We start from the raw sequence: 23,777 nt of genomic DNA, 5'->3' as shown, positions 1-23,777 counted from the left end.
TAAAATCTTAATTATCTATTTCTAAGTTCCTTCCATTTCTATAGGTTTTGAAAATGGTTCCATTTCGGTAATGGGTTTTCCAAAAGCTATTTTTGGGTAAGTATTTGTATGTGGATCAACCATTACTTGAAGTAACTGTGGTTTATCTTTATTTTCGTCGTTCCATAGCCAAGATACTCCATCTTGCAGGTCTGCTGGATCTTCAATAGTTATGGCATCAATTCCATAGGCTATGGCTACTTTAGTAAAATCAGGTGCACTATAACCCCAATAGGTTGATTGATACCTAGATTCAAAATAGCTATCTTGAAATTGTCTAATCATTCCTAAAGTTCTATTATTCATGACAATAATTTTAACCTTGAGTTTATTTCTAACAATAGTCTGTAATTCTTGAATATTGATTTGCATACATCCGTCGCCTATTAACACCACAACTGGCTGATTGTTTAACGCAATGCAAGCGCCGATACCTGCGGGAAGTGAAAAACCCATTGCTCCCATTCCTCCGGAAGTAAGGAAGTGTTGCCCTTTATGGATTTCCAATGATTGTGCCGACCACATTTGATGACTTCCTACATCAGCCAGGTATACTTTTGCATCTGTACTACCTTGCGAAAGCGCATGCATAAATTTATTCGGATTGATACCTATTGGATCAAGTTCATTTGTATCAGGCCATAAGCTTTTTAACTCATTTACATGTAAAAGCCAATCCGTTGGAGTGATAAATTGCTCATCAATTGTTTGTTGCTCGAATTGCAAGAAAAAATCTTTTAGATCTGCAACAATAGGTATACATCCCATTACTCGATTATTGATTTCCCCATTTTCACAATCGATATGGTAAATGGTACGATTTTCGATAAACTTGGTATCTGCACCTGTCTGACGAATATCAAGCCTACTTCCCAGTACGATCAATAAGTCGCATTCTCCAAAGGCTATATTTGCCCAACGGTTACCGTAACTGCCAATGAACCCAACTCTCAACTCATCATCGAAAGCAATGGTATCAAGGCCTAACAAGGTAGTTATCACTGGCACTTGGGTATGCGCAACAAATTGATCAAATTGTACTTGTGCATTGGCGGCTTTAATTCCTCGTCCAGCCAAAATCAATGGACGTTTAGCTTTTTGAATATCTACTTTTAAAGCAGCTAATTTATCAGATGAAATTTGTGCGGGCTGAGGTGTAAAGCTAAAATCTTCACTAATTTCAATTTGAGCACGCTGAACATTCATTGGAATATCAATAAGCACTGGTCCTGGCCTGCCTTCGCATGCTAGGGCGAAAGCTTGTTCAAAAACAGATTCAAGCTCATTTGGATCATTTACTAAAAAGCAGGCCTTTGTAATTGGCTTTGCCATGGCTACAATATCCGTTTCTTGAAAACCTAATTGTCTGATGTCTCTTTTGCCTTTTTGCTCGTGTGTATTCACCTGTCCGGTGATAAATATAGCTGGGGTCGAATCAAAATAACAACTTCCTATCCCTGTTAAGAGATTGGTTGCTCCTGGCCCGCTGGTTGCCATTGCAACCCCAGGTAATCCAGTAACTCTACCATAGCCTTCGGCCGCAAATGCAGCGGCCTGCTCGTGGTGCATGGTAATAATTTTAATGTCGGTAGTTTGATTTAGAGAATCAAGAATATGAGTGATCATTCCACCCGAAAGCTCAAAAACACTTTCAATACCTTTTTTACTCAAAAATTGGGCAATAAAATCTGATGCTTTCATTTGATATTAATTAGAGGTGTAATATTTTAATGTATTAGACAAAGCTACATTAAAATCAGTAAATTTAATCGGGCCAATTTCATTAATAAGTTTGCTGATATCGCCTTCCATGTGCATAGATTGATTATTCCGATAAGGAATTGCTCCAAAATTTAGCTTGAAATTAGGATTAACTTTATTTCTAATGGTTTCAATCAACCACTTCAAATCTTTTACTTCATTTGATGAGATATTGTATATGCCTGGATTCATTTTTTTCTGCAGGAGTGTGACGAGGATTTGAGCGAAATCCTTTGTGTATAAGTAAGCATATTTTTGTTTTCCTTCAGTAAAATCCATTTCTGTTTTTTGTTGCATAGATTTAATCATAGAAGGAATTAGCCATGATTCGTTTTCTCTTTCGCCAAATACGGAGAAAATTCGCAACCAAAGCCACTCGATGTGATGTTGGGTGGCATAGGTTCTTAAAATTTCAAAGCAAGCGAGTTTGATACTTGCATAAGCATTGGTGGGATGAACTTCAGAAAGCTCATTTATTTTACCTTCGAAAGCTCCATACTCGGCTTGCGAACCTAAAAAAACAAACTTTTCGATGGATAGGGAATTACTCAAGTCGAGCAGATCGATCAATAATTGAATATTTTTAGCTTGTTCTGTCCAATTGTCTCTGTCTTTAGCTTCTACTCCGATCCACGCAGTGTGAATTATACAGGTAGGGGCTTTTTGAACCAGCTCTTTTTTCCAGTCGTTTACACCATCAATATCTAGCCACTCAATTTTATTTTCAAAATCCTTACACCTCCAAGTATCTGAAGTTGCTCTTTTAAGTCCAATTACGGATATGCCTTGTAGGCAGAGCGCTTCAGCAATATGTGAGCCCAAGAACCCAGTTATCCCTGTGATTAAAACTTTATGCATCCAAATAACTTAATATTTGCGCTTGTGTAAAAGAATCTATTGAAGATTCATCCTGCGCAAAAGATTTGTACCAGTCTATTGTCATTTGTACAGCAATCTGTGCGTTAAATTTTGGATGCCAACCGAGTTCTTTAATGGCCTTACTTATATCTAACTTTAAAAGCCCTGCTTCATGAGGTTGGTCTGAAATTTTCTCGATTCGATAGGTTCCACCACCCCAACTTTTAAGCGCTAAATTGAGCATTTCCACAACTGGAAGTGCGTCTGTCGCATATGGACCAAAATTGTAAGCTTGATTGTATTTTAAGGGGTCTTTTTTTAGGTAAGTTCCTAATAACAAATACGCTACAACAGGTTCAAGTACATGTTGCCAAGGTCTAACAGATCCTGGATTTCTGATAATGATTTCTTCATCTTTAGAAAGCGCTTTCGCAATATCTGGTATTAATCTATCTTTAGACCAATCTCCACCTCCAATTACATTTCCGGCTCTACCTACTGCAATTCCCTTTTTATGTTTTTCGAAAGCTTTAGTATTAAAAAAAGAATTTCGGTAAGAATCGATTACCAACTCGGTACAGGCTTTGCTTGCACTGTAAGGATCATATCCTCCTAATTTATCGTTTTCTCTGTACGGATATTCCCATTCATTGTTGTGATATACCTTATCTGTTGTGATTAATACAACTGAACAAGGTTTCTCTAGTAATCTAACTCCATCAAGCAAATTAGCCGTACCGATGGCATTTACTTCGAAAGTTTCTGAAGGAATTTCATAAGATAACCTGACTAAAGGTTGTGCTGCTAAATGAAAGATAAAATCTGGTTGAAAATCTATAACAGCTTTTTTCAAGGCCTCCCGATCCCTTAAATCTGCAATTACTGAATCACAAATCTGATCTCCATTAATTAAGTAATAAAGATCGCTTTCGGTCTGAGGAGCTAATGCATAGCCTTTTACCTCTGCGCCTAAAAGCTGAAGTGTTTTGAGCATCCATGATCCTTTGAAACCTGTATGTCCAGTTAAGAAAACTTTCCTACCTGCGTATGTCCTTTCTAGTGCCTCTAACATATTACCAGATTTTCCATTTTGCCTGACCTGTTGACCAAAGCTGCTCTAATTCAATACGATCGCGGAGAGCGTCCATCGGCTTCCAGAACCCTGAATGCTTAAATGCTGCCAATTGCCCATCATTAGCAATCTCTTTCAATGGTACATTTTCCCATTGAACATCATCCATTTCGCCTTCAAGATACTTAAATATCCCTGGTTCAAGCACAAAGAAACCGCCGTTTATCCACATGCCGTCTCCTTGCGGTTTTTCCACAAAATGATTAACGGTTCCATCTTCTTCCATCTCTATGTTACCAAAACGACCAGGTGTCTGAATACTTGTCAGAGTAGCGAGTTTTCCACTGCTTTTATGAAAAGCGACAAGATCAGTAATATTTATATCCGCTACACCATCGCCATAGGTTAACATAAAAGTTTCATCTTTAACATACTTTTGAATTTTTTTGATTCGTCCAGCAGTATTTGTCGTCAAACCAGTGTCTACTAAGGTCACTTTGAATGATTCGGAATTAGAAAAATGAACATCTACCTTATTCTTCTCAATATCTATAGAGACATCAGAATTATAAAGATAATAGTTTAAAAAATACTCTTTGATGCTTTGGGCTTTATAGCCTAAGCATAGTACAAAATCATTATAGCCATATACCTCATAAATTTTCATTATGTGCCAAAGTATTGGCTTACCTCCGATTTCAACCATCGGTTTTGGTCTTGCTTCAGTTTCCTCCATTAACCTCGTCCCTAGACCACCTGCTAATATTACTACTTTCATGCTTTAAACTATAATTCTATGTAAACGTTTTCTGTTAGTGGATGTGAACAGCACAGTAAAAATTCTCCTTCGCTTAAGTCATTGCGTTCTTTACTTAAACCAATCATTTTTACTTCGCCAGCCAAAACTTTTGCTTTGCAAGTACTACAATTACCTGTTTGGCAAGAATAGGGCAGCTCAATGTTACTTTCCAACGCAGCTTCTAAAATACTTCTACCCTTAGCAACCTCTAAGTCAAAATGCATGCCATTAAAACTTATAGCTAAATTTTGTGTTTTAATATCTTTAAAATCTTCAGGATTTTTCACCAATTCGAAATCTTCAGAATAAAAATTTTCTAGCTCAACTCCTTTTGCGATTAGAGCATTCTTAACAGACTCCTTTAAGCCTGCAGGCCCGCAAACATAATGAGCGGAATTCTGAATATCTTCATCTTCAGATAGAATACGTGATGCTTTTTGAAAATCTATTCTTCCTTGGATAACAGAAGGATTTGTCCTGTCAATTACAAATTTGGTATGAAAATGTCGAACTGTTAATTTAGTAGGGTAATTAATTTGAAAATCAGAAATCAAATCAGCAAATATTGTACTTTCATGGCTTCTGTTCCCATAAATTAAATTAACAACTATACTGTTACTAGTTGTTAAAATAAATTTCATGATGGATATTAATGGGGTTATACCACTACCAACACCCCATAAATATATATTCTTTGAATCACCTGATTCATAAATAAAATCTCCCATTGGTGGCAAAACCTCAATACTATCCCCTTCTTTAACAGCATCGTTAATATGATTTGAAACGACACCATTTAACATGCGTTTGACTGTTATCTCTAAAAATTCATCAACTCCTGGACAAGAAGAGAAAGAGTAAGGCCTAATATACCGCCTACCATTTATTCGGAATATAAGGGTTAGATATTGTCCGGGAAGATACTTTATTTTTTTTAAACCTGGTTGCTTGAAACACAGCGTAATCGTGTCGCTGGTTTCCTTCTTTACTTTGACAACTTTTAATGTGTAATTCATAACCAATCTAACCGCGCATATTCTTTATAATTCTTTTCCACAGATTATTTGGAGCTTCTTCACCATAGTTTCCATACCCATACCCATAACCATAATGTTTGCTAACGATATCATTAACGACAATACCCAAATTTTTGATTTTACCTGTTCGATACAAATCATTTACAATGGATAATTGCGCTCTTTCAGTTACACCCTGTCTCACCAAATATAAGGTAACATCTGCATATTCAACCAAAACTTGAGCATCGGCAATTATACCAACAGGAGGTGAATCCATAATAATATAATCAAATTGAGTTCTTAACTCATTTATCAAGCCAGGCATATGTTCAGACATTAAAGTTTCAGCTGGGTTTGGGGGAAGTGGCCCAGAAGAAATAATAAACATGTTTTTATTTATAGGTAATTCCTTGATGATATCTGCTGCTTTTATTTTAGGACTTATAGTGTAATTGCTAAAGCCAATTTTATTATCGATTCCTAATTTTAAAGACAAACCTGGTTTTCGTAAATCCAATTCCATTAAAAGAACTTTTTTACCTGATAAGGCTAAAATATTTGCAAGGTTGATAGCAGTGAATGATTTTCCTTCGCCTGACATACTGGAGGTCAGCAGGATAATTTTATCTTTTTCTGTTTTTAAGTAAAAAGAAAGATTTGTTCTTAATGCCCTGAATTGTTCTGATATCGCAGAACGTCCTTGATTAGCAACAATAAGATTGTCTACAGTAAGGTTATGACTAATTTCACCAATAACAGGAACAACAGTATTAGTTGTGATATCCTCTTTAGTTAATATTGTTGTATTGAAAAAATTAGAAGCTAAGATATACACAAGAGGTAAAAGTAGTCCAATCAACAACCCTATAATATAAATAACATTTCTTTTAGGACTTATTGGTGCAACTTGTGATTTCGGTGGATCTATTACTTTTGCTACAGAGATATTTGAGGTTTTAGAAATAGCCGTTTCTTCAGCTTTCTGCATAAGAAATATATATAATTCTTGCTTAATATCCTTGTTTCTCGCAAGCTTAAGATAATTTTTTTCAATTTCAGGAACATCTTTTATTTGTCCTTCAGCTTGACCTAACTGACTTCTAAGTTTATTTCTGGTTATAACATATGAATTTTTGCTATTCTGAATACTGGAAAGAATACCTCTCCTTAAACCGGCAATTTGCTCATCAATATTTTTAACAAATGGACTTTCTTCGGTAAGACTCAGCAATTGCTGATCTCTCTCAATCAACAAAGCATTATATTGAGTCATTAATCCGGAAAATACCATATCTTGCGGTAGTAAGGATGAAGGAAAAACCCGTTTATTTTTACTCTCATCTTTTAAGTAATTCTCCAAATCTGTCAGTATCGAAACTTGAGTTTCGACTTTTGCCAGTTCCATAGAAAATTCACCTGTATTTTGTACTAACAACTTACCTTGCTCACTCATATCAGTCAATTTATTTTGCTGCTTGTAGCTAGTTGCTTTATCCTCTACCTGACCTAATTCATCGGAAATTACAGCCAGGCGTTCTCTTATAAATTTACCAGTGCTGTCTGCAATTGCATTTTTATCACTTAAATTTCCTTCTATATACTTTTTAATTAATACGTTCAGAATATCCTCTCCCTTTTTCGGAATAGCATAAGACAAAGACAAATCAACAACTGTAACCTGCTTATTGGCTGCTCCAACTATAAGTTGACTCATAAGATTTGCAACCCTTTCATCTATTGAAGTTACGGAAATAAAATAGTCGTGACTCGAGATCAAATTACCTGCTCCAGGAACAAGCTGTAGTATTCCCAAGCCCTTTATCTCGAAACGTTGATTCCAACTTACATCTTTTTCAAAATCTTTGGAACTTACTCTTAGTTTATCACTTGCAAGCTTTTTTACTTGAATAAGAGTTGGACTGATTGTATCAACAGAAGATAAGATATTCAATTTAAATGGTGCTTCATATAGTTCTCTGTTTACAAGATTTGCTTTATGATAATAAACAATATTAAGCTGCATTTGCCGTACAACTTGCTCCATCAGAAACCTAGTCCTCAGAATCTCTATTTCATTTTCAACTGAATTCTGACCTCCCATTATTCCACCTAAATCCATTAAGGCGCCCGCTTGTTTATTCAGCCCCCCTCCCTTTTGATCATCATTAACCAAGACTTTAGCGGCGATACGGTAAACTGGCGGGGTGTATCTGGAATAAAGGAAAGCAATAATCAAACAAACTACAGCACTTATCAAAAACCAATGCCACTTAAGCAGTAAATTTCCAAATATTTTTTTAATATCAATCCCTTCTTCTTCTTCACTAAGAGATTGCACGTTTAACTCAGGCATGTATATATAAGATAAATTATTTGAAACTTGAAATTGCGAGAACTATAACCGATATTACTGATGCGATAACGCCAATAGTTTGAATTTGAGCGGAGTTAGATGCAGAAACCTTTCTTTTATTGGGTTCTACGTATACTACATCATTTTGTTTTAAGTAATAAAACGGACTGTTGAAAATGTCTGAGGAATTTAGATTCAACCTTGCAAATTCTTTTTTACCATTATTATCCCTAACAACCAAAACATTTTCTCTTTTACCATAAATTGTTAAATCACCGGCTAAACTTAATGCGTCTAGAATGGAAACCTTTTCATTGGGTAAGGTGTAAGCGCTTGGTGCATTTACTTCTCCTAAAACACTTACCTTAAAGTTTACGAAGCGTAACTGAACATTAGGAACTTTGTAAACATCACTTGCCTTTTCCCTTATGAGCTCTCTGGCCTCAAAAGTGGTAAGTCCGGCAACTTTAACTTTACCGATGAGCGAAAGTTCAACTTCTCCGTTCCTATCTACCAAAAAACCTGTAACTTGTTGTGCCGCAACAGCAGTGGTAGCGCCTCCTCCTAATACCGTATTGGATGCTGCTTGATTGATTATCGCTCCACTTTCTCGATTTAGTGTAAAAATATTAATGCTTAAAATATCATCCGGCTGTATAACAGGCTCAGTAAAGGTTGCTGCGTTTTCAAGTTTTGCTTGATTTACAGTTTGAATGTCCTGGAAATAAGCAATATTCTTATTACTTACACAAGAGGAGAAACCCAATACAAACAACAGTAAAGTAATACCATTGATGCTCGTAAATTTAATTTTATTCATAGATATATAAACTATATCGCAGTTACTAAAGGAAATTTTAATTCTCAAAATTTTCGTAATGATAAAAAATAGAAAATCATTAACACCTTATTAAGCAAATGTCGATAAGAACGCAAACTTAATCATTTAATCGCAATTTAAAAAAATGAAATAAGTGTATTGATTAACAGAAAAAACTCAGACAAATAATTTAATTATTATTTGAAATTATATAAAACACCTACTTTTGCGTGGAGATTATTCACGTCTATCTTGTTCCAATTCCAATAATCACCAGGAGGGGTACTATCCTGCCATTGATATTGGTAATTGAGTGATCGAATATAAGTAAGCTGGGCATTTAATGAAAATTGCTTATAAGTCCATGAAAAATTTTCCCCAAACGCTAAATCTACCCAGTGCCTGTTAATGTATTGTCGTCGGTCTGCAGAAGCGTATGCAAAATTATAAAACAGATCATTATTGTTTACGGTACGTTCAAATTGAAAACCGATTCGCTTTAATCCCTTTACCCAGCTCACATTTAAAGATTGCATATTGCTTCCCGGCCCGATGCCAGCACCCAATACCTGGCCTTTATTGGTGTAGCCATCTAAAACCTGACCATGAACATACCAGGTTGGATAATCTCTGGTTTCTGCTGTTGTACTTCTCTGCAGTTGCGTAAACTCAACACCCAATTGAATAAATTCATCTGGTTTTGTGAGTTGTATCAACTTTCTGAACCCAACAATGTAGGCCCTGGTATGCTCAGGCTCCACCAATGCATCTCTTAAATCATATGAATGGTCATTTCTTCCATACTCAAAATAAATTTCTGCTTTACTTTCTGGTAAAACGTACCTGGTGAAAAATGCGATATACTGGTCTCGTTCTGCAGCATCTTCACTATATATTCCCTCAGAAGTAACATAGCCCACTTTTTCTACTTTTGAGAAAATCGGAAAATAATCGCCAAAACTATTACCCATCTTTGAGCGGTTTACGATAAAAGTCCTGTCAAAACCCAAGTATAAATCGGGCACCCATTTAGGCTGATAAGTCAATACCATCCCTGAAATATAACGCCACTCATAAGGCTTCTGAACAAGTTCATTTCTTATGGCTAAAGGAACGGTTAAATCTTCGTTTAAATTGACGCCCGATTGCTCTAAACGCCCGCCAATAATTTGCGTTTCAAATGAACCGATATAGGTTTTAATTGGTCTGGTGGTGTTTAATGTTAAATGGCGAAAACCAGAAGCATTATTACTCATCAACAAAGAATTTCGCACGCCGGGACCCCACCATAAATTTTCATTGGAAAAGCCCGCAGACACAGGGCCAAAATTCAATCGAACACTGCTCTGGCCTAAACTTAATTTACTATATGATGTATTGCCAATTCTATCAGGAAGATCAATTCGGTTAATAAAACTACCTGTAACCGGGCTATTCCAGTAAACCCCATTTGGTGCATCAACTAGTCTTTGAAAACCTTTGTTTTCTGCATATACATATTCCGGTCTCAATTGAATACTTAGAGGGCCTATTTTAGCATAGATCCCAGCAGAAATTTGTGTCTGATAACCTTTGGCCTGTACCATCGAACCATCATTCATTCCATAAGGGTGATGCGAATTAAACTGTTGTTGCCAAACAACCGGCAAAGCATAGATTTCGGTTTTTAACTTAGGGTTTGAATACAGCAATTTCCTAAAACTGTTTACTGAAAAAGCAGAATCCAACTGTAAATTATTCTTGTCCGACATAAACATTGGCCGAATCATGTAAGAACTATTCGAACTATCTTTACCCAAGAGCTGTTGCCTTCTATAGGCATCTTCCACATTTTCCAGCAAACCTACAGGCAGGGTTTGCGCAAAAGAACTTTTACTGAAAACCAGAAGGATTAAAAAAATATAAAGATTCCTCATAGAATAGATTAATGTTTGATGATTAACGTTAAAATGTGTGCAAAGGTATATAAAGTTTTTAAAGGGATGAAGCTTTTCCTGATTATAGGAAACAGATTTATGCCTAATATACGTTAATCCATAGAAACCAGGGTTTTTATGAGCAAGTTATTCAAACAAATTTGGTTTAACAGTTCAATAAAAAATAAGAAAATAGTATTGGTTATTTTCCTTGATAAAAAAACATCCGAATTCGAGGTTTTAAACGATATATTATGTTTATTTGGCATTTAATAGATAAAGGTTAGATTGACTCCGAAGAAATTGAATATTCCAATTGTAATGTTACACCATGTAGCTAATCAGCCTCATCCGAGTTTGAAAAAATGGTGCATTAGTCATAATAAATTTCTTGAACTTTTAGATGGCATCGAACAAAATGGCTTAGCAACCACAACTTTTCAGGAGATTTGGGAATCGAATTTTAATGAAATACAATTAAAAAATAAAGTGATCATTACTTTCGATGATTGTGCGGCAGCTTTGTTTGACTTTGCCATTCCCGAATTGTTGCGAAGAAAAATGAAGGCAGTATTTTACATGCCTTCCGAGCATATTGATGGTTTAAACATTTGGGACATTGAAGAACACTCCATGATTAGCGTGAAATTGATGAATGCAGTTCAATTGCAGCATTTGGTTTCACTGGGTATGGAGATTGGAAGCCACGGCGAGAAACACATTAAGTTGGATACCGTAAGCAAAAACCTGGCCTATACTGACATGCTAAATTCAAAGAAAACTTTAGAGGGATTGTTGAACACTAAAGTATACTCTTTCGCTTTTCCTTATGGTAAAATTCCTGTTCAGCATCAACAAATGTTAATTAAGGCTGGTTATAAGTTTGGTTTATCCATTTATAGCCCTTATGAAAAAAATTATGCCTTGCGCCGATTTGCCATTAACGAAACGGATGATAAACAAACCATAAACATGAAGCTGAATAGCAGATATCGTTTGATGCGTATCTTTTATGACCCGATACTTTTATTAAAAAACAAGCTTTTTAAGGCTTAAATATACATATTCTCCATTTTTGGCCTTTTTCATTGGTCACTTCCTCCCAATCTAAAAAATTATATTTTTCTGAAAATCTTTTCCAAAGCTGGGCATGCTCTGCATAATAAAACATGGAAATAATTACATAGCCATCAGTTTTCAACGTTTTATCCAGGTAAGCACTAAGTTGCTCAACAGGCTTTTTGAAATAATACACACACTCGTTGAAAATAACAAAATCGAATTTTTCATTCGGTGTATCAGCATTGAAATCCATTTGCTCAAACCGATATGGCGGAAAAGTTTGTCTTGCCTGTTCTACAGCATTTTCTGAAATATCAAAACCCAGGTAATCAGCAGGACTGTTAATATCCGCTTTTAGGTAATGGAATAATACCCCTTGTCCGCAGCCCGCATCCAACACGCTACCACCTCCATATTGTTTGTAAAACTTTACGATACTTTTGTAATGTAAAGATTCCGTTTCTGAATAAAGATAATCCCAGGCTCCATTTTTAAATTGCTCTTCCCATACATTTTTACCAACCGGGCTTCCAATTCCAAATCGATACAAAAACTTTCTGATGAACTTTTGTCTGATATAGTAATAAATTTTTTCTGCGGTAACCATATTTGTTTAAATAATTGATTGGATTAAAAACGGTTTAAAATAGACGCTGATTTAAAAATCCTGATATAAATTCCTGAAAGTACTACGGATACCAATGGTAACCAACGCTGTATTTTGGATGGCAGCAGCAGAAGATTCTCTTCTGTAAACACCGCCCAACTCGGCACGCAAATTATATTTTGGATTAATTAGATAAGAAACTTTTGCTTCAGTAAAGAATAAGTTCGTCTTTATGCCCTGACCAATGAAGTTTCCGTAATCCTGAACCCTCGTTTCATAACTAAGGAAAATATTTTTACCATAATTCAATCCGGCTGGGTCTGCGCCATAATTGGCATAAATCATTTGTCCCTGTAAATCGAAGCGCTTGTAACTATAATTAAGCAAGCCCACAAATTCTCTAAAATTAGCCCCAAAAGGATGAGCCAGCGGTTGGTTCATTGCACCATAATTAGAAACCCGGTCGAAATGTGCATAAGTATAAGGTTTTGCCGTATTAAATTCGGCAAGGTAATTCAGGTTTTGAACCTTGAATAAATCCGAACCCCTGAATCCAATTTGCATAGCAAACTTATTAGCCCAGTAACCCCTGTTTGAAAAAACCTCTTTGGCCGTAAATTCATCAAACATGAACTGTCCGTAAAGCGTGGTTTTATCTAAAACTTCGTATTTTAAGTTAAACCCTAACCGCATTTTATCAGGAGAAGTGGTATTTGCACCTTCAACAGAGCGTAGAAAAATGAAAGGATGTACATAATTAAAATCAAAGCCTCTCTTGCCCTCAACTTCTGCATCAGCCCAGGTAACGGCCTGGAAAAAACCGGCAGAGAACCGTTTGGTAATATTCCAATCCAGATAGTGTGCAGCCATCCATTTACCCCTGTCACCTAAACGCCTGTCGGTGGTTAATTTTTCAGCCCCCGGATCAAGCATATAAGCAAAAATAGTTTGGTATTGAACATTACCTAGTGTCGCCCTCATGCGTAAAAAAGAATAGTTGGCAGCTACATCTGATAACAGCATCGATCGGTAACCATCACCGATAAAATTTTTATCGTATCCTAAGGCAAGATTTAAATGTTTATTTGGAGTGAAAGATAGCAAAGCTGTTGCATACGACCAATCTTTAGTAACCTCCCCCAATTTACCAGTCATTTCACTGGGTACAACCTGGTTGGTATTTATAAAATTTGTTAGGTAATTTGCAAAAACGCCTTGATTCTCATAAGCATTTGCATAAAAAGAGAACTTTTCACCCACATTGCCACCAACCTGAAAACCTCTGGTGTTTTTCCAGGTGGTTTTACTTTCATCAAATTCACGGCCTATCTGAAAATCGGGCAAAAAGTCGGCATAAACCACAAAATCATCTCCGGTAAAGTTAATTAAATGTTCATCGGTTAGCTTACGTCTAACCCAGCTTCTTTTATTTAAGGTATCAACACCGAGCTGCATTAAGCTTTTGAACTGGTTGTTTAACGTACTATCATCACCATAATAGCCTTTTATAGAGCTATGAAAGCGTGAATTCACATCATAAACAGACTTGTTTAGCTTTTGGTAAAATTGAAAGGAGTACGGAATATTTTGATTTGGAGTTTGTGCCTGCGTTAAATGCGAGCTTAAAATAACAAAAAGGGCCAGGGAGAAAACAAATTTAACGGCAGGTTTAATTTGTTTCATCGGCATGGTCGAGTTCTTCATAAATAGAATTATTGCTTTTATATTCCTGTACCAGTTCTTTCATCATCACCACAACTTGTCGGTTTTCATTTAACCTGGCACAATCAATTAATTTGTATATGTGTTTTTCAACATCGTTAAATACATATTCACGCACTTTACCAATCATAATTTTATGGTGATGCGTTGGCATAGTATTTTCATTATCATTAAGCAGTTCCTCAAACAGTTTTTCACCAGGCCTCAATCCGGTATATTGTATTTTGATATCCTGGTTAGGAATTAATCCGGCTAACCGAATCATTTTTTTGGCTAATTCTACAATTTTTACAGATTTACCCATATCAAAAATAAAAATCTCACCACCGGCACCCATGTTTCCGGCTTCCAGTACCAGGCGGCAGGCTTCGGGTATGGTCATAAAATACCGTGTAATTTCAGGATGGGTAACCGTAAGCGGACCACCTTTCTCAATTTGCTGTTTAAACCTGGGTATCACGGAGCCGCTGGAGCCCAGAACATTTCCAAAACGTGTGGTAATAAATTTGGTAATTGGCTTTACTTCAAGCCCATTAATATAGCTTAAACCATTACTAAAAATATGACTATGATTGCTAAGAGTATTATTTAGGGATTGAACATAGATTTCAGCGATGCGCTTGGAGGCACCCATAATATTAGTTGGATTAACTGCTTTATCCGTAGAAATCATTACAAATTTGCGAACACCATACTTGATTGATAGGTCAGCTACAATCTTAGTACCCGATACATTTGTTTTTATGGCCTCACATGGATTATCTTCCATTAATGGGACATGTTTGTAGGCCGCAGCATGGTATACATATTGTGGCTTGAAAGTTTTAAAAAGATGCTCCATCCGTTTCGTATCCCTTACATCGCCTACAAAAGCATGAAAGTTATAATTATGGTTATACTCTTCCAACTCCAGGTAAAGTTCGTGTAAAGCAGTTTCCGATTGATCGTTCAGGATAATCAAACTAGGCTCAAATTTGAGTAATTGGCGCACAATTTCACTACCGATGGAACCTGCAGCGCCGGTAATCAAAACCCGCTTATTCTTTAATTGACTTTTTATACCTTCAACGTCGATTTCAATGCTTTTACGGTTTAAAAGATCTTCAATATTAATATTTTGTATCTGAGAGGTCTGTAATTTACCATCAATCCAAACATTAGAAGGCGGAATATTAAGAACGGTTACATCATTTTCCAAACAAGCATCTACAATTTCATTTTTACGATCAACCGGAATGCTGTACGAAGCAAAAATTACTTCATCAACTTCATGCTCTGCAATTAGTTTTTCGAGGTTTTTAGCTTCCAAAATTCGAATTCCATCTATAGTTTTACCCACTTTCCGCTCATCATCATCAACAAAAGCAACAATATTTTTATTTACGCGATTATCATGATCAAAGGTACGTTTGGTAGCAACCCCGGCCTCTCCTGCGCCATATATAATAACCCTTAGCTTATCCAGATGGAGATTTTTGATGTAAATAAAAAAGTATTTGGCTAAAATTCGATAAGTGATGAGCAATACAAAACTAACAAGCCCATTCACCACAATAATAATATTGGAAATAAGTGGCTGTGGCAAAAAAGCATTCATCAGCAAATTAGCCCCAAAAAGGACAAAATTACTTATCAATACTGCAAAAAGAATTCGAAAGGTATCCTGCGCACTCGTATAACGTATTATGCCGGAGTAAGATTTAACATTAAGAAATACACCGATATTAATAATAACGGTAATTAAAACATTCCTGCCAAAAGCGGCTAATTCAAGTCCTGATAAATCGAAATTATATTTAATAAAGTAAGCTATTCCTAATGAAATCAGACATATTACCAAATCGATGATAAATATGAGCCAGCGGGGTACGATATTGATTTTGCTAAACAAAATATTCCTTTAATTGTTATTCGACATCAGCATTTTTGATTAACCTTTGGAAACCTTCAAAAACAAACCGCAATATAACAATAAACATGCCCATTATAAACAAAATAACTAGGAGACTTGTTAAAGAGCTGATCGGGAACGCTATTAAACAAAAATTTACTGCAATTTGAGCAAGACCGTAGACGGCCGCGACCATTAAATGAGGCATTTTTTTCTCATTAGCTAAAAATTGGTAAAAATGCGTTCGGTGTGCCTCAAAAATATTTTCCTTCCTGATTAACCTGAAGAATATCGTACTTACTACATCTAAGCCGTATACCAGCAGCAAAAGAATATAGTTTATATTCTGAGTTTTAATTAATAGCTGAAGCAGAAAAAAAACCAAAATAAAAGCTAAACTAACGCTGCCAACATCGCCTGCAAAGCATTTGGCCTTTGTCCTGAAATTAAAAAAATTGAATATAAGTAGTCCAATGATTACAGTCAGGATTATATTAGAATCGATAAAGTTTACGGTAGAATTTATGTACAACAATGAAATCAAGGTTATTAATCCGTAACTTCCGGTTATACCATTAATACCATCCATAAAATTTATGGCGTTGATGGTTCCTATTACAAAGAAAAAGGCTAATGCGATTAAATACCATGGAGATTCAAATAACTGAAGCTGGTAAAATAGCATGGCGACAGCTAGCAAATGAATAAATAATCTAATGCTATTGCTCACAGGCTTTACATCATCAATAAAACTAATTAAACTTATCAGCAATAAACCTGCAACAAACCAAGAATAATTAAATCCAAATACCGGAAATTGCAACAGAATAGTGATTGGAAAAATGATACCACCCCCACGAATAATAGGAGCTGTATGAGAACTTCTTAAATTTGGCTTATCAATAATATTAAACTGTGCTGCTAACCTGAGGTAAATTAACATCAGAAAAAATAATACTGCAAGAAAAATTAAAGCAATAAGGTAATTCATATTTTAAAACAGGTAATAACAGATGTTGGGTTCCAGCCTAAAATTTTTCTTGCCCGTTCATCTGAGAAGGTAAGATCTTTGGTAATCTTAATCAGCTTTTTACTATTTATTGGTGCTTTCGAACCAATTAAGTCACCTGCAAATGCAATTAATTTTGCTAGCCAAAATGGAATATTTAAAGGCTTCGATTTGTTTAGCTGATTTGCTATGGAACCTGATAACTGCGCAAAAGATGGGTGATAGCCATCGGTAAGGTTATAAATCCCTCCTTGCTCTGCCGATTTTAACAGCACTGCAGCCACATCTTCACGCATAACCATACTCTTTTTTGCTTTGCCGCCCGAAACATTAAAATAGTAGCCTTTTTTGATACCCTTTATCATTGCACCAAGATTTCCTGGCGGATTTGAGCCTGCCAATAAAGGTAAACGTAAAACAGCACAATTAATATGATGCGCCCTGCACCAGTCAATTATTAATTGCTCAGCCTCAATTTTACTTTTCCCATAAGCATCTTTTGCAGATAGGGCTGTATTTTCGTCAATCAAAAGCCCTTCTTCTGCACCATAAACAGCAACGGAACTTATAAAAACAAAAGCTTTTGGCAATTCTGCAGATTGCTCCAAGGCCTTAAGTAAATTTTTAGTTCCCTGAACATTAACCGTAAAAAATTCTTCTTCCTCAAATTTATTTTTAGGTACAACATGTGCCTTACCCGCCGCGTGGATAACTAAATCAGCTAGGGGCAATGCAGGTATAGCCTTTTCGAGGTGAGCAATGATGTTACAATAATTTCGGCCAATGGTAATTAACTGTTCTTTAGCAAATTGCTTACGAATTGCTGTACCCAAAAAGCCCGTACCGCCGGTTAAAATAATCCTCATTTAATAAACTGCGTTAACCGTTTATAAATTCTTTTTGGCATAAGCAAAAGTGGTGCTTTTAACTTATTGATTTGCCAGGCGCTAAGAATTTCTCTATTGCCATTTATTATATTTTTTAAACTGCCGTTTGTTGCACCACCAAGTCTCATCTTAACAAATAACCTGTTTATATATTTACTTTTGAAAGTATGCAATTTAAACAGGCGAAGCATAAATTCATAATCTGCCGCTAACCGCATGGTCTGATTAAACCTTCCAACCTGATCATAAACCTTTTTCCTGATAAATAAAGATGGATGTGGCGGCACATGTCCATCCTCAAAAAAATTATCATAATAATTTTCTGATTTCCAGACGCGAACAATTTGATTTAAGTCGTTGTTTTTTACATATACTAAATCTCCGTAAACCATATCGACAGATTGTTCATGAAATTCTTTCATAACATCACTCAGAACATTTTCATCAGCATAAACATCATCAGAATTTAATATCCCAATCACTTCTCCCGTTGCCAATTCAATGCCCTTGTTCATGGCATCATAAATACCAGCATCAGGTTCTGAAATAATTTTAGCTATGAATGATGAATATTTAGTGATGATTTGCAGCGTTCCATCAGTTGACTTCCCATCAATAACAATATACTCAATGTCCTTGTAAGTTTGGCTTAATACCGAATCGATAGCCGTAGATATAGTGGCTTCATTATTAAACACAACTGTTACAATCGATATCTTCATTACCCTAAACTTTGATAAACAGCTTTTGTTTCAAGATAACATTTTTCCCAGGAAAATTTTTCTGCCTGCAAAAAGCCTTTTTTTATCAATTCTGTTCTGTTTCGTTCCACCTCATTAATAGCATACGAAAACTGATGAATATCCAGCTCATCCACTAAAACCCCGGCATTACCTGCAACTTCTGGAATAGATGACTTATTTAAAGCAATAAATGGAACACCAGCCTTCATTGCTTCAAGTAAAGGTATTCCAAATCCTTCATAAGATGATGGATACAACAAAGAGAAGGCATTGTTGTAAAGCTCATTAAGCTTTATGTTATCTATCCCTGAAAACAACTTCCATTGACCAGGCAATTTTTTGTTTAATTCTATTATTTCCTTTTTTGTTAATGTACTACCAACAATATACAAGTCGAATTCTTTATGTTTCCGAACTACATCAATGGCAAGATTAAAGTTTTTATAATATGCTCGCGAACCAATAAATAGTAAATATGGCTTCTCTATTTCATTTTTGGCAAGCGGATAAAAATCACTTGATACGCCATTATAAATTACGGACACATCGTTTTCAGATAAATAGGGATGATAATTTAAAAGATCTTTTTTTGTGTTTTCTGATACCGTTATAATTCTTGAGGAAGCTTTTATTGATTTATTCTTTTGATGCAGGTGTAAATACCTTCGAATTCCACTATAAAATTTTTCATGCACAAAATCATGAATAGTTATAACCTGTTTAGCAAATGGATTATTGGTAACGCGATTATAACTGGAGTGAAAAATAAATGGTGCTTTAAAAGGTAAAGAAAGGCGTTCAAAACGACTGATTACAGTTTGCTTGTTTTTAGGATGAGAAATACTGACATCAAGAATAGGAAGCGTAACTCTGGCTAAATTTTGATTTACAGATTCCGTAAATGTAATATCCTCATTATCTCTTAGCAACCTCCAGGTTAATTCAGACCAATATGTAGAAATTCCTCCTGCATGCTGCAAGCTATAAATTAGGTTATCGTAATGTATCTTCATTTTCCTGAAGAATTATAAATAGCATCGGCAACTTTTTTGCGATAAAGATATAAGGTATAAATGTAGAATACATTTTTTCCGAAACCAATTTTAAATATCCCAAATTTAATAAGGATTTTTAGCAATTTGAAGAAACCGGCTTTGTATCCGGTTAAAAAACTGAATACCAATTGCTTATTTTTATCTACTAGTTTATCAGAATAACGTTCATAGAATGATTTAACAAGTGCATAATTTTGAGTTAGTGGTTTCAACATAACCGATGAATTTGCAAAATAGCGTTTAAACCTGCTGGAAAAACTCATATTATCTACATTCCCGCTAACATTATTTTGGTGTTGGCGATATAGAACCAAATCTTGATTGATCAAGGATATTTTACCAAAAGCACTCACTACTAATGCAATATAATAATCGTGATTCACAGATTCTGGCGGAATATTTTTTATCAGGTTTATAGCAGTATGATTCAAAATCATAGTACATCCCCATGCGTAATTTTCAGTCAATAAAACTTGCAAAGTTAATTTCGAGGGCAACTTTAGTCGTTTATCAATAACCTTACCAGCTTCATCTATAAATTTAAAATTACTGTATTTAGCTAAAGGTATATCGAATCCATAATGTTTTTCTTCCTTTTCAATTTCTATTATAGACTGCTCAATTTTATTTGGCAACCAGACATCATCCTGATCTGCAAAAAGAACATATTGTTTCTGCTCCTGATAGGCCCAATCGAATAATTGTGAAAAGTTACGGCATGCCGTGCCATGTAAATCACCAAATTGTAATTGCTGTATTCGCTTATCTTTACTTAAATATTCGGTAATAATTTTTTGAGTAGTATCTGTAGAATTATCATCTCTTATTATCAATTCCCAATTTTGATAGCTTTGAGCCAAAATACTTTCCAATTGAGCAATAAGATATTTATCACCATTATATGTTGCCATTAAAATTGTTAACAATGGTGGCTCATTCATATTATTTTATTGCAATACGATTTACGATGAAGAAAAAAGCCACAAAGAACATGTGAAAGAAATTGGTAAAGGCACACATAAAAATACAGAAAATAAACAGCGACCATTCCACAATATAATATTCACCGTTTTTCGACAGATAATTCTTAAAAGAGTTCATGGAGAATAACCCATAAAGAAAGTTTAACCCAATTACGCCAAACCACCTGAAATCCAAATAAGGATCAATCATATAGGTTCCTATTTTTGTATAAGAACTATACAACAGCGGGTAAACTGCGTTTTTGTCTACCGGCAAAAATGTTATTACAGGCCTTGCAGCGTAGGCACCATAGCTTACATAATCATCACGAATTGCATCATGAACAATAGCATCTCCAGCCGAAAAATTAACGCCGCCATATAGCGAAAGGTAGGTTTCGAGTATATTAGTTGGCTTTGTAATGTCTCCATAATCTCTGAGAAAATCATTAACTGATATTGAATTAGCATTTTCATCAGAACTACTTCTAAGTTGCCCTAAAACGATAAATAACACCACACAAACCGCACCAATTGAAAACAATTTTAAAATTGGAATTCGCTTATAATAACTGTATGCCATTAATAATGAGAAGAAGAATAGAACAATGATTTGTCTGCTGAAAAAATTCAGAATTATAAATCCGCAAACGAATGTTAGCAACAGAAACTGCCAGAAACGTATGGTTCCCTTTTTATAAGTTATATAGAACATTGCCGGCAATACCGAGTTCAAAACGATGAAATTGTGTAATGGTGTAACTTCATTCTCATTAATATCTTCATAAACTGCTGCATTTGCAAGGTTAAATACCGGCAAATAACCCAATTGGCCAACCTCTAAAATAAACACACCAATTCCGGCGACAAATAAGAACAACAAAAAGAATAAGCTAATCCTTTGACTTAACGGCGGTAATATGCTTTCAAAATTGAATGCAAAAACCTTCATAGCAACCAAACTTCCGATAATAAAAGAAGCGATGCTGAGCGTAATGATTAAGATGAAATTTAAATCGTAGCCAACCTGCCTGTCAGATATCACAAGGAATGAAAAGCCAGCTATGTAAATAAAGAAACTGTATATAGTAAAAGGATTAATAAACTGCTTAAACTTAACTACAGAGAAAACGGCCAAAAATTCAGCAAGTAATAAGAAAAAAGCATACGGTATGAGTTCTTCCAGTGTACAACCCCATGATGCATACCTGCTTATAAGTAAAACATCGACCGCTAAAAGAATGCCGATTATAAGGATTAATACACCAGGCTTATTTCCCATTAAGATATTACACTTTTATAAACTCTTACACCTAATTTAAATAGTGCCTTTGTAAATAATTTGAATTCACCAGAAGGATTTTTCACAAAACTACTTAAAATATATTTCATGCCTGCTGAAACATTTGAAGAACGAATCTGGTGCAGGGCAAGCAGATCTAAATTAAGCTTCGCTAATGCTATTTTGTCTTTCGCTAAATTATTTTCTTCAAGTATTTGGTTTATGATATTTCGCACAATTACTTCGCCCTGAAACATTTTAGCTTTATTATTAACTGCGCTAACATCATGGAGCCTAATGTATGTAACAGAATGTTCATTATGGTCAAAAACAAATTTCTCAAGTTTTAAAGCCGCGTTGAACCAAAAAAGCCAATCTTCATTGTTTCTTAAGGATACTACAAAATGATTTTGTTTGATAAACTCGGCCGATACTAAGGGAGAACTAATTGTCAGGATATTATTAGTGATAATTTTTTTCATGAGTTGATAGCCTTCTATGCTTTCTTCAATCAAGAACCCTTTTGGCCATTTTTGAAATGGCAACCTTAAACTATCATTTGAATTAAAATAAACACTTTTACTAAAAACCAAAGAACAATTTATATCCAATAATAATTTAACTTGTATCGCTAATTTTTCAGGACTGATCAAATCATCTGCATCTAAAAATTGAATGTATTTCCCGGCAGCTAATGATATTCCTGTATTTTTTGCAACCGATGTTCCTTCATTAACCTTTTTGATGTAGATGAAAGAGTAAGTTGAATGATGTTTAATAAAATCCTCAATTACCTCTTCTGTATTATCTGTCGACCCGTCATCAATAACTATACATTCCCAATTATCATAAGTTTGATTTAAAACGCTTTCAAGGGTTTCGGTTATTAGATGGGCGTAATTGTATGTTGGAATGATAATACTAACCAATGGTTTAATCATAAAACCTCCTCAATTTTCAATTTCATGATTTCCCATCTGTTTTGCCATTGGTGATTGGCTAAAACTTGTTCATAATTTTTTTCGATAAGTGGTAAATAACCTTCATAATTTTCTAAAATATCCAGAAGTTGTTGACTTTGGTTTTCCATATCAATTTCAACAATTGGATTATACCCAAATATTTCTTCCATATCTGACGGCAATAAACCCACAACTAAACACTTCGAAGCCATTGCCTGCAAATACCTTAAAGTCATAGATGAAATAAATTCAGAACGCTCGGGGTTGGTTATATTTGATGGTACGCAAATCACTATTTTTGATGACGCCAATGCCATGGTAAAAGCTTGCTTATCTGCAAAAAGAAAATATTTATCAGGTGTTCTAAACACATGTTTTTTTTTATGCAAAGCTAAAGGTTCTTTTATCAATTCATGATATTCATCATACATTCTACCGAACTCCAAAACATCAATATTCCTATCATGATAATCTTTATAACTGTAATCTCCCGAGGTAAGCGCCTCCGGAATCCATTGTGCTTTACATTTTATATGAATGTATTTCTGATTATATATTTCTAAAACCTGTTTAGAAGAAAAAAATACATATTTGACTCCGAAAAAATCAAGTAGCGGAAATATCCAGGCATGAAATCTTGGCCAAACATCATACATGTAAATAAAATTCATTGATGATGAAAATGCATACGGTATTAGTAATCTAAAATCGCCACTAATCATGGATGCAAAATTTACAACTCTTTGGTTTTTTATTTGTGGACGAAACTTAAATAATACGGGAAAAAGAATAAGTTTTCGAATCAGGAAAGATTTAAAGCGGGAATGCTTGATAAGAATACGCTCGCTATCGAATTCAGTTTTATCGTCCTCTATCGTACGATAAAGCTCATCAATACAATCAAGAAAATATTCATCATCGTTAGATTGCAACAAGCGCATTTTTATTCCCATAGATT

At 35.0% G+C, this 23,777-nt stretch carries 20 protein-coding genes; 1 reads left to right on the top strand and 19 read right to left on the bottom strand.

The window, feature by feature from the left end:
• Positions 1 to 21: 21 nt before the first annotated feature.
• From IEV50_RS16125 to IEV50_RS16090, 8 genes are all read right to left on the bottom strand, one after another.
• Complete coding sequence (locus IEV50_RS16125; protein ID WP_188416296.1) at positions 22 to 1,740, bottom strand: thiamine pyrophosphate-binding protein; 1,719 nt, start codon at positions 1,738 to 1,740, stop codon at positions 22 to 24.
• Positions 1,741 to 1,746: 6 nt separating this feature from the next.
• On the bottom strand, positions 1,747 to 2,658 hold the full coding sequence (locus IEV50_RS16120) for an NAD-dependent epimerase/dehydratase family protein (RefSeq protein WP_188416294.1): 912 nt from the start codon (positions 2,656 to 2,658) through the stop codon (positions 1,747 to 1,749).
• Positions 2,651 to 3,730 carry a CDP-glucose 4,6-dehydratase gene (gene rfbG / locus IEV50_RS16115; RefSeq protein ID WP_188416292.1) on the bottom strand — a complete coding sequence of 360 codons (1,080 nt, stop codon included), beginning with the start codon at positions 3,728 to 3,730 and terminating at the stop codon, positions 2,651 to 2,653. The genes IEV50_RS16120 and rfbG overlap by 8 nt, the downstream gene beginning before the upstream one ends.
• A gap of 1 nt (position 3,731) precedes the next feature.
• Positions 3,732 to 4,508 carry a glucose-1-phosphate cytidylyltransferase gene (gene rfbF, locus IEV50_RS16110; protein WP_188416290.1) on the bottom strand — a complete coding sequence of 259 codons (777 nt, stop codon included), beginning with the start codon at positions 4,506 to 4,508 and terminating at the stop codon, positions 3,732 to 3,734.
• Positions 4,509 to 4,516: 8 nt separating this feature from the next.
• Positions 4,517 to 5,545 (bottom strand): ferredoxin--NADP reductase, encoded by a 1,029-nt coding sequence (locus IEV50_RS16105; protein ID WP_188416288.1) that lies wholly within the window; start codon positions 5,543 to 5,545, stop codon positions 4,517 to 4,519.
• A gap of 7 nt (positions 5,546 to 5,552) precedes the next feature.
• Positions 5,553 to 7,901: a GumC family protein gene (locus IEV50_RS16100; RefSeq protein ID WP_188416286.1), complete on the bottom strand. Its 2,349-nt coding sequence runs from the start codon at positions 7,899 to 7,901 to the stop codon at positions 5,553 to 5,555.
• 16 nt (positions 7,902 to 7,917) lie between these two features.
• Positions 7,918 to 8,721, bottom strand: coding sequence for a polysaccharide biosynthesis/export family protein (locus IEV50_RS16095; protein ID WP_188416284.1), 804 nt, complete (start codon positions 8,719 to 8,721; stop codon positions 7,918 to 7,920).
• A 197-nt stretch (positions 8,722 to 8,918) separates the two neighbouring features.
• Positions 8,919 to 10,637 (bottom strand): capsule assembly Wzi family protein, encoded by a 1,719-nt coding sequence (locus IEV50_RS16090; protein WP_188416282.1) that lies wholly within the window; start codon positions 10,635 to 10,637, stop codon positions 8,919 to 8,921.
• Between the two features lie 288 nt (positions 10,638 to 10,925).
• On the opposite strand from IEV50_RS16090, the gene IEV50_RS16085 reads away from it, so the two are divergent.
• Positions 10,926 to 11,693 carry a polysaccharide deacetylase family protein gene (locus IEV50_RS16085; protein ID WP_188416280.1) on the top strand — a complete coding sequence of 256 codons (768 nt, stop codon included), beginning with the start codon at positions 10,926 to 10,928 and terminating at the stop codon, positions 11,691 to 11,693.
• On the opposite strand, the gene IEV50_RS16080 is transcribed toward IEV50_RS16085, so the two are convergent.
• The 11 genes from IEV50_RS16080 to IEV50_RS16030 are packed head-to-tail and all read right to left on the bottom strand — an operon-like array spanning position 11,683 to position 23,772.
• The gene (locus IEV50_RS16080; protein ID WP_188416278.1) at positions 11,683 to 12,306 is read right to left on the bottom strand and encodes a class I SAM-dependent methyltransferase; all 624 of its coding nucleotides are present in this window, start codon (positions 12,304 to 12,306) and stop codon (positions 11,683 to 11,685) included. The genes IEV50_RS16085 and IEV50_RS16080 overlap by 11 nt on opposite strands.
• Positions 12,307 to 12,357: 51 nt before the next feature.
• Positions 12,358 to 13,989: a gliding motility protein RemB gene (locus IEV50_RS16075; RefSeq protein WP_188416276.1), complete on the bottom strand. Its 1,632-nt coding sequence runs from the start codon at positions 13,987 to 13,989 to the stop codon at positions 12,358 to 12,360.
• Positions 13,976 to 15,919: a polysaccharide biosynthesis protein gene (locus tag IEV50_RS16070; protein WP_188416274.1), complete on the bottom strand. Its 1,944-nt coding sequence runs from the start codon at positions 15,917 to 15,919 to the stop codon at positions 13,976 to 13,978. Before IEV50_RS16070 ends, IEV50_RS16075 begins: the two co-directional genes overlap by 14 nt.
• 16 nt (positions 15,920 to 15,935) lie before the next feature.
• Entirely contained in the window at positions 15,936 to 16,910 is a 975-nt protein-coding gene (locus IEV50_RS16065; protein WP_188416272.1) for an MraY family glycosyltransferase, read from the bottom strand.
• Positions 16,907 to 17,794: an NAD-dependent epimerase/dehydratase family protein gene (locus IEV50_RS16060; protein WP_188416269.1), complete on the bottom strand. Its 888-nt coding sequence runs from the start codon at positions 17,792 to 17,794 to the stop codon at positions 16,907 to 16,909. Before IEV50_RS16060 ends, IEV50_RS16065 begins: the two co-directional genes overlap by 4 nt.
• Positions 17,791 to 18,537: a glycosyltransferase family 2 protein gene (locus tag IEV50_RS16055; protein ID WP_188416267.1), complete on the bottom strand. Its 747-nt coding sequence runs from the start codon at positions 18,535 to 18,537 to the stop codon at positions 17,791 to 17,793. Before IEV50_RS16055 ends, IEV50_RS16060 begins: the two co-directional genes overlap by 4 nt.
• Positions 18,537 to 19,571: a glycosyltransferase family 4 protein gene (locus IEV50_RS16050; protein ID WP_188416265.1), complete on the bottom strand. Its 1,035-nt coding sequence runs from the start codon at positions 19,569 to 19,571 to the stop codon at positions 18,537 to 18,539. The genes IEV50_RS16055 and IEV50_RS16050 overlap by 1 nt, the downstream gene beginning before the upstream one ends.
• Entirely contained in the window at positions 19,568 to 20,554 is a 987-nt protein-coding gene (locus IEV50_RS16045) for a glycosyltransferase family 2 protein (RefSeq protein ID WP_188416263.1), read from the bottom strand. Before IEV50_RS16045 ends, IEV50_RS16050 begins: the two co-directional genes overlap by 4 nt.
• 1 nt (position 20,555) lies before the next feature.
• Positions 20,556 to 21,857: an O-antigen polymerase gene (locus IEV50_RS16040; RefSeq protein WP_188416262.1), complete on the bottom strand. Its 1,302-nt coding sequence runs from the start codon at positions 21,855 to 21,857 to the stop codon at positions 20,556 to 20,558.
• Complete coding sequence (locus IEV50_RS16035; protein ID WP_188416260.1) at positions 21,857 to 22,798, bottom strand: glycosyltransferase family 2 protein; 942 nt, start codon at positions 22,796 to 22,798, stop codon at positions 21,857 to 21,859. The genes IEV50_RS16040 and IEV50_RS16035 overlap by 1 nt, the downstream gene beginning before the upstream one ends.
• Positions 22,795 to 23,772, bottom strand: coding sequence for a glycosyltransferase (locus tag IEV50_RS16030; RefSeq protein ID WP_188416258.1), 978 nt, complete (start codon positions 23,770 to 23,772; stop codon positions 22,795 to 22,797). Before IEV50_RS16030 ends, IEV50_RS16035 begins: the two co-directional genes overlap by 4 nt.
• Positions 23,773 to 23,777 lie beyond the last annotated feature (5 nt).

Origin of the sequence: Pedobacter mendelii (genome assembly GCF_014635725.1) — a bacterium.
GTDB lineage: Bacteria > Bacteroidota > Bacteroidia > Sphingobacteriales > Sphingobacteriaceae > Pedobacter > Pedobacter mendelii.
The sequence above is the reverse complement of the archived record's forward strand: the minus strand, read 5'-3'. Positions and strand labels throughout refer to the sequence as shown.

Coding starts and splice junctions, on each gene's coding strand:
- IEV50_RS16125 (WP_188416296.1), bottom strand. CDS start 1,740: ATGAAAGCATCAGATTTTATTGCCCAATTTTTGAGTAAAAAAGGTATT.
- IEV50_RS16120 (WP_188416294.1), bottom strand. CDS start 2,658: ATGCATAAAGTTTTAATCACAGGGATAACTGGGTTCTTGGGCTCACAT.
- rfbG (WP_188416292.1), bottom strand. CDS start 3,730: ATGTTAGAGGCACTAGAAAGGACATACGCAGGTAGGAAAGTTTTCTTA.
- rfbF (WP_188416290.1), bottom strand. CDS start 4,508: ATGAAAGTAGTAATATTAGCAGGTGGTCTAGGGACGAGGTTAATGGAG.
- IEV50_RS16105 (WP_188416288.1), bottom strand. CDS start 5,545: ATGAATTACACATTAAAAGTTGTCAAAGTAAAGAAGGAAACCAGCGAC.
- IEV50_RS16100 (WP_188416286.1), bottom strand. CDS start 7,901: ATGCCTGAGTTAAACGTGCAATCTCTTAGTGAAGAAGAAGAAGGGATT.
- IEV50_RS16095 (WP_188416284.1), bottom strand. CDS start 8,721: ATGAATAAAATTAAATTTACGAGCATCAATGGTATTACTTTACTGTTG.
- IEV50_RS16090 (WP_188416282.1), bottom strand. CDS start 10,637: ATGAGGAATCTTTATATTTTTTTAATCCTTCTGGTTTTCAGTAAAAGT.
- IEV50_RS16080 (WP_188416278.1), bottom strand. CDS start 12,306: ATGGTTACCGCAGAAAAAATTTATTACTATATCAGACAAAAGTTCATC.
- IEV50_RS16075 (WP_188416276.1), bottom strand. CDS start 13,989: ATGAAACAAATTAAACCTGCCGTTAAATTTGTTTTCTCCCTGGCCCTT.
- IEV50_RS16065 (WP_188416272.1), bottom strand. CDS start 16,910: ATGAATTACCTTATTGCTTTAATTTTTCTTGCAGTATTATTTTTTCTG.
- IEV50_RS16060 (WP_188416269.1), bottom strand. CDS start 17,794: ATGAGGATTATTTTAACCGGCGGTACGGGCTTTTTGGGTACAGCAATT.
- IEV50_RS16055 (WP_188416267.1), bottom strand. CDS start 18,537: ATGAAGATATCGATTGTAACAGTTGTGTTTAATAATGAAGCCACTATA.
- IEV50_RS16050 (WP_188416265.1), bottom strand. CDS start 19,571: ATGAAGATACATTACGATAACCTAATTTATAGCTTGCAGCATGCAGGA.
- IEV50_RS16045 (WP_188416263.1), bottom strand. CDS start 20,554: ATGAATGAGCCACCATTGTTAACAATTTTAATGGCAACATATAATGGT.
- IEV50_RS16040 (WP_188416262.1), bottom strand. CDS start 21,857: ATGGGAAATAAGCCTGGTGTATTAATCCTTATAATCGGCATTCTTTTA.
- IEV50_RS16035 (WP_188416260.1), bottom strand. CDS start 22,798: ATGATTAAACCATTGGTTAGTATTATCATTCCAACATACAATTACGCC.
- IEV50_RS16030 (WP_188416258.1), bottom strand. CDS start 23,772: ATGGGAATAAAAATGCGCTTGTTGCAATCTAACGATGATGAATATTTT.